The organism is Desulfosarcina sp., assembly GCF_041551955.1.
Lineage (GTDB): Bacteria > Desulfobacterota > Desulfobacteria > Desulfobacterales > Desulfosarcinaceae > Desulfosarcina.
Genome location: NZ_JBFELV010000210.1, coordinates 1 through 8,406 on the forward strand (window position 1 = coordinate 1; position 8,406 = coordinate 8,406).

At 56.3% G+C, this 8,406-nt stretch carries 8 protein-coding genes; 4 read left to right on the forward strand and 4 right to left on the reverse strand.

Annotated elements, in window-relative coordinates; translation table 11 throughout:
• Window positions 1-82 precede the first annotated feature (82 nt).
• Window positions 83-1,111, forward strand: a complete 1,029-nt coding sequence (locus tag ABYV26_RS15360; protein WP_372682238.1) for a hypothetical protein — start codon at window positions 83-85, stop codon at window positions 1,109-1,111.
• A gap of 197 nt (window positions 1,112-1,308) precedes the next feature.
• Here the strand turns inward: ABYV26_RS15360 and ABYV26_RS15365 are convergent, their stop codons facing one another.
• Genes ABYV26_RS15365 through ABYV26_RS15380 form a run of 4 tightly spaced genes read right to left on the reverse strand, consistent with a single transcriptional unit; the run spans window position 1,309 to window position 4,099 of the window.
• A complete protein-coding gene (locus tag ABYV26_RS15365) occupies window positions 1,309-1,839 on the reverse strand; it encodes a type 1 glutamine amidotransferase domain-containing protein (protein ID WP_372682239.1) in 531 nt (176 codons plus the stop codon).
• Window positions 1,840-1,843: 4 nt separating this feature from the next.
• Window positions 1,844-2,764 (reverse strand): DUF2156 domain-containing protein, encoded by a 921-nt coding sequence (locus ABYV26_RS15370; protein WP_372682240.1) that lies wholly within the window; start codon window positions 2,762-2,764, stop codon window positions 1,844-1,846.
• Window positions 2,761-3,174 (reverse strand): GNAT family N-acetyltransferase, encoded by a 414-nt coding sequence (locus ABYV26_RS15375; RefSeq protein WP_372682241.1) that lies wholly within the window; start codon window positions 3,172-3,174, stop codon window positions 2,761-2,763. Before ABYV26_RS15375 ends, ABYV26_RS15370 begins: the two co-directional genes overlap by 4 nt.
• Before the next feature lie 10 nt (window positions 3,175-3,184).
• Window positions 3,185-4,099: a GGDEF domain-containing protein gene (locus ABYV26_RS15380; RefSeq protein WP_372682242.1), complete on the reverse strand. Its 915-nt coding sequence runs from the start codon at window positions 4,097-4,099 to the stop codon at window positions 3,185-3,187.
• A 164-nt stretch (window positions 4,100-4,263) separates the two neighbouring features.
• Here ABYV26_RS15380 and lepA point away from each other — a divergent pair, with 164 nt between their 5' ends.
• Genes lepA through ABYV26_RS15395 form a run of 3 tightly spaced genes read left to right on the forward strand, consistent with a single transcriptional unit; the run spans window position 4,264 to window position 7,887 of the window.
• Window positions 4,264-6,060 carry a translation elongation factor 4 gene (lepA, locus tag ABYV26_RS15385; protein WP_372682243.1) on the forward strand — a complete coding sequence of 599 codons (1,797 nt, stop codon included), beginning with the start codon at window positions 4,264-4,266 and terminating at the stop codon, window positions 6,058-6,060.
• 11 nt (window positions 6,061-6,071) lie between these two features.
• Window positions 6,072-7,376 (forward strand): 3-isopropylmalate dehydratase large subunit, encoded by a 1,305-nt coding sequence (locus tag ABYV26_RS15390; protein ID WP_372682244.1) that lies wholly within the window; start codon window positions 6,072-6,074, stop codon window positions 7,374-7,376.
• Window positions 7,363-7,887 carry a 3-isopropylmalate dehydratase small subunit 2 gene (locus ABYV26_RS15395; protein ID WP_372682245.1) on the forward strand — a complete coding sequence of 175 codons (525 nt, stop codon included), beginning with the start codon at window positions 7,363-7,365 and terminating at the stop codon, window positions 7,885-7,887. The genes ABYV26_RS15390 and ABYV26_RS15395 overlap by 14 nt, the downstream gene beginning before the upstream one ends.
• Window positions 7,888-8,406 lie beyond the last annotated feature (519 nt).

The window sequence follows — 8,406 nt, forward strand, 5'->3', positions numbered from 1 at the left end:
AAGCGATCCCATGGCACCGGCGCTATGTACTGCCCAACGATATAGCCCTAATCCTCGCATGAGAAAAACGGAGAGACACCCAATGAGGTCCAACATACCCGGCAACCTGCTGACCACCGCCATGGCGGTGATGCCGCACACCAACGTGACCCGTGCGCTCGACATGGCCCTGTCCATGGACGTGCCTTTCTGGCCTCAGCTGCCCAACTTCAGCTACACCGAAGACATGTATGTGCAGGCTGCCGAACATTTTCCAGGAATTGTGCTGGATATGGAGAAGCGGACGCTGCGCTTTTCCATGGATAAATTCGCCGAGGAGCTGGAAGCGACTCTGCTGCAATTTGACGATCCGGTTTATTTTGACGTCAGTGAGACCTATTCGGCGGTGTATCACCGTTTTCTGGCGTTGGACCTGGAAAATCGACCGGCCATCCGGGGGCAGCTGGAAGGTCCCATCAGTTTCGGGTTCAATATTATCGATCAGGATGACCGCCCCATTATATTTGACGACACCGTTCGGCCGTTCATGCTGGACTTTATGGCCAAACGGATCAATGTACAATTGGCCCGGCTTAAACGACGCAACGACAATGCCTTCATGTTTGTGGATGAACCCGGTCTGCAATTCCTGTTTTCCGCCATGGCCGGGTACAGCGACCTGAAAGCCAAGGGTGACCTAGATCGATTCTTTGCCCAGGTCGACCGGCCCCGGGGCATCCACCTGTGCGGCAACCCGGATTGGGATTTTCTGTTGAACCTGGACCTGGATGTGCTTTCCCTGGATGTTTATACCAACGCGGAAGTTTTTGCTTCCTATGCCGCATCCATTCGAAAATTTTTAGACCGTGGTGGCGTGATTGTATGGGGAATCGTGCCCACGGGGTTCGAAACGTTTGCACAAGAGGAGATCCCCTCCTTGATCCAACGCCTTGAAAATGTCTGGAGAATCTTATGGTCCAAGGGCATCGATAGGGAGCAAATGTTTGCCAAAAGCATGCTCTCACCGGCTACCTGCTGTCTGATCAATCCGGATAAGGAACGTACTGTGGAGCGAGCCTTTAAAGCGGTGAACCAAATGGCCATTCAGCTGCGGGATAATTACCTCAGATAATTCAACTTTGAAACTATGACGGCGCCGTAGAAAGTCCGGCCACCATTGATGGTAGCCGGACTTCGGCTGGTGCGTTCAATCTCACCAGCCGATCCGTGCCGTATATGTCCGGTCCAATCGTATTTGGGGGGGGTGGATCGGTCTCCAAAAAATAATCAAGAAATACTTTTCTGCGCGCGGACTTCCGACCTCTGTCCTCAGACGTCAGACTTACCCAGGACGCCGATGATCGCCCGCATGAACGCCGGCAGATCGTCGGGCGTGCGGCTGGTGACCAGGCTGCCGTCCACTACCACCTCCTTGTCCACCCAGTTGCCCCCGGCGTTGACCAGGTCGTCCTTGATGGAAAAATAAGAGGTGACGGTTCGGCCGCGGATGATGTCCGCCGAAACCAGCATCCACCCGGCATGGCAGATGGCGGCCACCAGTTTGCCGGCCGCGGCAAAGCCTTTGACCAGGCCGACCATGGCCGGGTACCGGCGCATGTGGTCCGGGGCATACCCGCCGGGAATGACCACGCCGTCATAGTCGGCGACAGCGATCTTCTCCGCCGTGGTATCGACCGTTACCGGAAGCCCGGCCTTGCTCTTGTAGGTCTCGGCGCTGCCCGACCCCACCACGGTCACCTGAGCACCGGCCTCCTTGAGCCGGTAGAAAGGATACCAGAACTCGAATTCATTGTAGAAGGTCTCCACCAGGATAAGAATTTTTTTTCCCTTGAGTTGCATGGTCTCACCTCTCTTTCAGGATCAATCTAACGGAGCGTACCATTTGGTACGGATGATAGGATTTTTTGGCCTTGGCCAGACCGGGGATGCCCATGTCGCTCTCCTTGTTCAGGTAGGTATAACCGTTGAAAAGTGCACGGGCGCAGGCGTTGTCGAAATACTGGTACAGCCCTTTGATGCTGCCGAAAGCCTTCTCATACTGTAAGGTCGCCATATCCCGGGTCAAGGGGGCGGAGATGCCGAAGGCACTCACCTGCCCGTCGATTCGCAGCAGGATGCCTTTCAGATTGAACACATCGAAGTGGTTCAAGGTGTTGATGGCCGCCTGCTTTTCGCATGAAAGATCCACCTGGTCATCGGCGTCGCAGTCGCGTTCCCGGCACCACGCTTCTAAAAAGAGCAGGCATTCCTCGGCATTGTCCCGGTTGATGGAATCGATGACCACTTTTCCCGGGCCCACATAATCACGCTGGAACTGATTGATGAGGTTGCGCTTCTTGGAATACCGGTTGCCTTTGAGCCCGGCCAGGTCGTCGACCCGGTAGACATAGTCGTCATAAGCGCCCTGGTGCTTTATCGTAAAGTAGCGGCGTATGGCCTTTTCGCCGAAATGGTCCACATACATCTTGGGAACGAACCAGTATTCCGTATGCCCGGCAAGATCGGCCACCGTCACCAGTTCCTCGGGGGCAAACATTCGTTCCGGCGAGATCGGCAGCAGCAGATGCCGGTTCTTTTTCACGGTTTTGAATTCGGCCGCCACGATAAACGCATCTGCATATTCGGCGCCGAATGGCAGGTATTCGTCATTGGTCCAAGCGATAATGGAAGACAGGGAGTAAGCGCACAGCGGATAACGCTGGTTTTTAAAGTACGGGAGATGGGTCACGTAGTCCGGCGGTGTCAGTTGTTTGAAGTTTATCATGATGTCTTGAGCATGGGCACGGAATCGGCCATGGGCGAGAACCCCAGGGGTCGATAAAATGGATGCGTTTTCCTTTCTGCGATGAGTCCGATCCAGCCGATGCCATCGGCTTCCAAGCGGGCCACCAGGGCCGCCACCATCTGCGAACCGATGCCCTGACCTCTGAAGGCCGGGTCCACGGTCACGTCTTGAATGTAGGCGTCACTGATCCGGTCACTGATGGCGCGGCCCATGGCGATGATGGACTTGGCCTGGCGAGCCACCAGAAAACAGTGGCTGCCGGCAACGATGCCGGCAATGAGGGATGGGTTGTCCGCCTCGTCCGCCCACCAGCCGGCCTGACGGTATAGTTCGGTCAATCGATCGATATCTATCCGGTTCGGGGTTTTGAGAAACGAAAATTCTATCATCAGCAAAGGATCATCCGGCGGGCGTATCGAATAGACAGGAAACCCTATTGCGGCCGGCCTGCTTGGATTGGTACATGGCCTTGTCGGCCCGCTGCACAAAACTGGAGATTTCTTCGTCCTGCCGATACTGCGTCACACCGATGCTGATGGTGATTTCCAGATCGGAAACCTTGCCGCAGGTGAAATCTTCGGCAGCCACGGCTGACCGAAGCCGCTCGGCGACCGTCCTGGCTTCTTCTCCATGGGTTCCCGGCAGGATGATGGTGAACTCTTCGCCGCCGTATCGGTAGGCGGAGTCCATTTTGCGAAGGCAGGACTTGATGACCCGTCCAAGATGTAGAAGTATTTTATCGCCTTCCAGATGGCCGTAGGTGTCGTTGAAGTCCTTGAAATTATCGATATCCAGCAAAAGCAGGCTCAGCTTGTGCCCGTATCGGTTGAAGCGTTCGATCTCCCCTTTGAGCTGGTTGTAAAAATGCCGTGAGTTGAACAGCTGAGTGAGGCCATCGGTGATGGAGAGTTTTCTCAACTTCTCCAGCATTTGCACCCGCTCTTGGTTGAGGCGGCGTTCATTGAGTACCCGTTTGAGGCGCAGCAGCAGTTCTTCAAAGCGCACCGGCTTGAAGACAAAATCACTGGCCCCCTTGCTGATGGCCTCTTCGTATGAGTACTCCGTGCTGTAACCGGTCATGACGATGACATCGATGTCATGGTTCCGCTTAATCCGGTCAGTCAATGCCAATCCGTCCATGCCGGGCAGCAGGATGTCGGTGATGACGACTTCTACGACGTTTCCTGAGAGCACGTCCAACGCCTCCTCGGCGCTGGATGCGACTGACGCTTCGTATCCGGCAATTTCGACAAACTCGTGCATCGCATCCCGGATGGACAGATCATCGTCGACAATAAGAATGTGAGGCGTCATGATGCTCGTTTTTCAATATCGGCAGAACGCTTGCGGATAGCGGTTGACATGCCCGAAAACGGTCTGATATTAATAAAAATTTTACAAAATTAGAGAATTATAACCATGTTGAAATCCGGTGTCAACCGACAGATATCACCGGCTTCGATCGAACCTGTAATAATATGAAAAACATACGCAACTTCAGCATTATCGCTCACATCGACCATGGCAAATCCACCCTGTCCGACCGGATGATCCAGTCCAGTAAAATCATCGCGGACCGGGATTTCAAGGACCAGATTCTGGACTCCATGGATATCGAACGCGAACGGGGCATTACCATCAAGAGCCAAACTGTTTGTCTGCCATATAAATCCAAGGATGGCAAGACCTACGACCTGAATCTGATCGACACACCGGGTCACGTGGACTTCACCTACGAAGTCTCCAGGGCGCTGGCTTCCTGCGAGGGGGCCCTCCTGTTGGTCGACGCCAGCCAGGGTGTGGAGGCCCAGACCCTGGCCAACCTCTACCTGGCCCTGGAACACAACCTGGAGATCATACCGGTGATCAACAAGATCGACCTGCCGTCGGCGGACATCGACCGAGTCAAGGACCAGATCGAAGAGGATCTGGGGCTGGACCCGGAAACAGCCATCCTGGCGTCGGCCAAGGAAGGCGTGGGTATCGACAAAATCATGGAAGCCGTTGTCCAGGTGCTGCCGCCGCCCACAGGCGATGCGGACGCGCCGCTGAAGGCCTTGATCTTCGATTCCCATTATGACCCGTTCAGAGGCACCATCGTTCATCTCCGTATCAAGGAGGGAACCATCCGCGCCGGGGACCGCATCCGCTTCATGTCCAACAATGCCACCTACAAGGTCGAAGAGGTGGGTGTATTCCAGATCGTTCGGGTGCCCAAAAAAGAACTGTGCGCCGGCGAGGTGGGGTACATGATCGCCGGCATCAAAACGGTGAGCGACACCCGCTGCGGCGACACGGTCACCGGTCACCGCCGGCCCTGCGACAAACCGCTTTCCGGATTCAAGGAAGCCAAACCGGTGGTCTTTTCTTCCATTTACCCGGTGGCCTCCGACGGCTACGAAGACCTGATCGTGGCCATGGAAAAGCTCAAACTCAACGACGCCTCGCTGATCTACGAAAAAGACAGCAGTGCCGCCCTGGGATTCGGTTTTCGCTGCGGCTTTTTAGGATTGCTGCACCTCGAGGTGGTCCAGGAACGCCTGGAGCGTGAATACGACCTCTCCCTGATCCTTACCGCGCCGTCGGTTCGCTACCGACTGATGATGAACGACGGCGAGGAATTGATCATCGACAACCCGGCCCTTTACCCCGACCCGACCAATATCGAGTACGCCATGGAGCCCTACATCAAGGCGGCCATCATCATCCCGGACCGCTACATGGGCGCGGTGATGAAGCTGTGCCTCGAACGCCGGGGCATCAACAAGAACTACCAATACCTGACCAACAAACGATTGGAGATGGTCTTCGAACTGCCCCTGGGGGAGGTGATCTATGACTTTTACGACCGGCTCAAATCCATCACCCAGGGCTACGGGTCATTCGACTACGAACTGATCGATTACCGCCGGACCGACCTGGTGAAGCTGGACTTTCTGATCAACGGGGAACGGGTCGATGCCCTGTCCATGCTGATCCACCGGGACAATGCCGTAGGCCGAGCCCGGATTGCCTGCGACAAGCTCAAAGATGAGATCCCGCGCCAGATGTTCAAGATCGCCATCCAGGGAGCCATCGGCGGCAATATCATTTCCCGCTCCACCGTATCGGCATTTCGCAAGGATGTAACCGCCAAGTGCTACGGCGGGGACATCAGCCGCAAACGCAAGTTGCTGGAGAAACAGAAAAAAGGAAAGAAGCGGATGAAAATGGTGGGCCAGGTGATGCTGCCCCAGTCCGCCTTTCTGGCTGTGCTTAAAACAGACACGGATTAACTGGAAAGACAATGGGAAAAACCATCGCACAGAAAATATTCGACGATCACCGCGTCGACAAGCCGGACGCGGACATTCACGTCATCCGTCTGGATGCCGTCTTCTGCCATGAGATCACCACGCCGCCGGCCATCCTGGATCTCGAGCAGCGCGGCAAAGACCGGGTGTTCGATCCGGCACGCGTCAAGGTGGTCATCGATCACGTATCTCCAGCCAAGGATTCCAAGACCGCCCTGCAGGGCCAGATCCTACGGGCTTGGTCCCGGCGCCACGGCATCGTCGATTTCTTCGATATCGGCGCCAACGGCGTCTGCCATGCCCTCTTCCCGGAAAAGGGGTTTGTCCGGCCCGGGTACACGGTGATCATGGGGGATTCGCACACCTGCACCCACGGTGCCTTCGGTGCCTTTGCCGCCGGCGTTGGCACCACCGACCTTGAAGTGGGCATCCTCAAGGGCGTCTGCGCCTTCAAGACACCGGACACCATGCGCATCAACATTACCGGAACCCTACCAGACGGCGTCTTCGCCAAGGACGTCATCCTATCGCTCATCGGCCGAATCGGCGTCGACGGCGCCACCAACAAGGTGATCGAATTTACCGGCCCCGTGGTGGCTGCCATGGACATGGAGTCGCGCATGACCCTGTGCAACATGGCTGTCGAGGCCGGCGGCACCTGCGGCATCTGCGCACCGGACCGAGTCACCGTGGACTACCTGTGGCCTTTTATCAAAGATGAATTCGGCAGTCCGGAAGCAGCGCTGGCGGCCTTTGGCCGTTACCTCCCGGACCCCGATGCCGCCTACGATAGGACCATCGACCATGACGTTTCCAACCTGGCCCCCATGGTCACCTTCGGCTTTCGGCCGGACAACGTCAAACCGGTATCCGATATGGCCGGCATCCGGGTGGATCAGGTGTACATCGGGTCCTGCACCAACGGCCGCATCAGCGACCTGCGAATTGCCGCCGGCGTCCTGTCCGGAAAGCATGTCCATGAAACGGTGCGGGCCATCGTTTCACCAGCCACGCCGAAAATTTATCGCCAGGCGCTGGAAGAGGGACTCATTAGTACCTTCATGGCCGCGGGCGTGTGCGTCACCAACCCCACCTGCGGCGCATGCCTGGGCATGAGCAACGGGGTGCTGGCCGACGGAGAGGTCTGCGCGGCCACCACCAACCGGAATTTCAACGGTCGCATGGGCAAGGGGGGCATGGTCCATCTGATGAGCCCGGCCACCGCCGCAGCCACCGCCATTGCCGGGACCATCGCCAATTCTCCGCTGTTCAGAGGAAAAGACCATGAAATCATTTAACGGCAGGGTCCTGTTCCTGGATCGTTCGGACATCAACACCGACGAGATCATTCCGGCCAAATACCTCACCGAAATCTCCCGCGAGTCCCTTGCATCCCACCTGTTGGAAGACCTCAAGATAGACGGATTCGACCCGAAAACCGATATCGTCGGCAAGCGAGCCATCGTTACCCGAGCCAACTTCGGCTGCGGCTCATCCCGGGAGCATGCACCCTGGGCACTGGAGGGCAATGGCATCACCCTGGTGGTCGGCGAAGGCTTTGCCCGTATCTTTCGCCAGAACATGTTCAACTGCGGCATGATGGCCGTGGAACTGCCGACCGGCACCATCGCGCGGCTGTTTTCAGCTTTCGCCGGTCATGAAACGACCGTGGAGACGAATTTCGACGGCGGCACCATCACCTTCTCCGCCAACGGAATAAAGGAGACGGTCCCCTTTTCCATCTCCAATTTCGATGCGGACCTGATCACGACCGGCGGGTGGGTAGCCTATGCGGATGCCAATTACTAAGCTCCGATGACGGAAGATTGTTGGTCCATCCTGTGTCCCTGGTCACCCTGGTTTCTGGTCTCTGGTTTCAGGTCTCTGGTCTTTGGTTCCTGGTTTCTGGTTTCTGGCTTTGACCTTCGAGCTTTTGAATTTTGGGTCTTGACCTTTGGGATTTAGCCTTTACTCTTTATCTTTCGGTTTTTAGGGTCCTTTTTTGATCTTCGACCGTTGTAACTTGACCTTTGCGCTTTTTACGTTAACCGTCGAGCCTTGACCATTCAGCCTCGAGCTTACGAGTTCATCAGCTGATCAGCGAGGATGCGATCGGTTCTCGGACATCCAACGTTTGTTAACTAGACTGGTGGAGGTGACATGTCGATTGCCGCCTACCTGACACTTGCCCTGCTGCTGGGGCTGTTCGTCCTGCTGGTAAAAACCAAGATCCCAGCCCCGGCGGTCTTTGTCGGAGCCCTGGCCGTGGCAATGACCTTGCAGCTCGCACCGACCAAGGAACTGCTGAAAGGCTTCAGCAACCAGGGC

Excerpts from the sequence above, each read along its gene's own strand:
- ABYV26_RS15360 (WP_372682238.1), top strand. The coding sequence starts at position 83 with ATGAGGTCCAACATACCCGGCAACCTGCTGACCACCGCCATGGCGGTG.
- ABYV26_RS15365 (WP_372682239.1), bottom strand. The coding sequence starts at position 1,839 with ATGCAACTCAAGGGAAAAAAAATTCTTATCCTGGTGGAGACCTTCTAC.
- ABYV26_RS15370 (WP_372682240.1), bottom strand. The coding sequence starts at position 2,764 with ATGATAAACTTCAAACAACTGACACCGCCGGACTACGTGACCCATCTC.
- ABYV26_RS15375 (WP_372682241.1), bottom strand. The coding sequence starts at position 3,174 with ATGATAGAATTTTCGTTTCTCAAAACCCCGAACCGGATAGATATCGAT.
- ABYV26_RS15380 (WP_372682242.1), bottom strand. The coding sequence starts at position 4,099 with ATGACGCCTCACATTCTTATTGTCGACGATGATCTGTCCATCCGGGAT.
- lepA (WP_372682243.1), top strand. The coding sequence starts at position 4,264 with ATGAAAAACATACGCAACTTCAGCATTATCGCTCACATCGACCATGGC.
- ABYV26_RS15390 (WP_372682244.1), top strand. The coding sequence starts at position 6,072 with ATGGGAAAAACCATCGCACAGAAAATATTCGACGATCACCGCGTCGAC.
- ABYV26_RS15395 (WP_372682245.1), top strand. The coding sequence starts at position 7,363 with ATGAAATCATTTAACGGCAGGGTCCTGTTCCTGGATCGTTCGGACATC.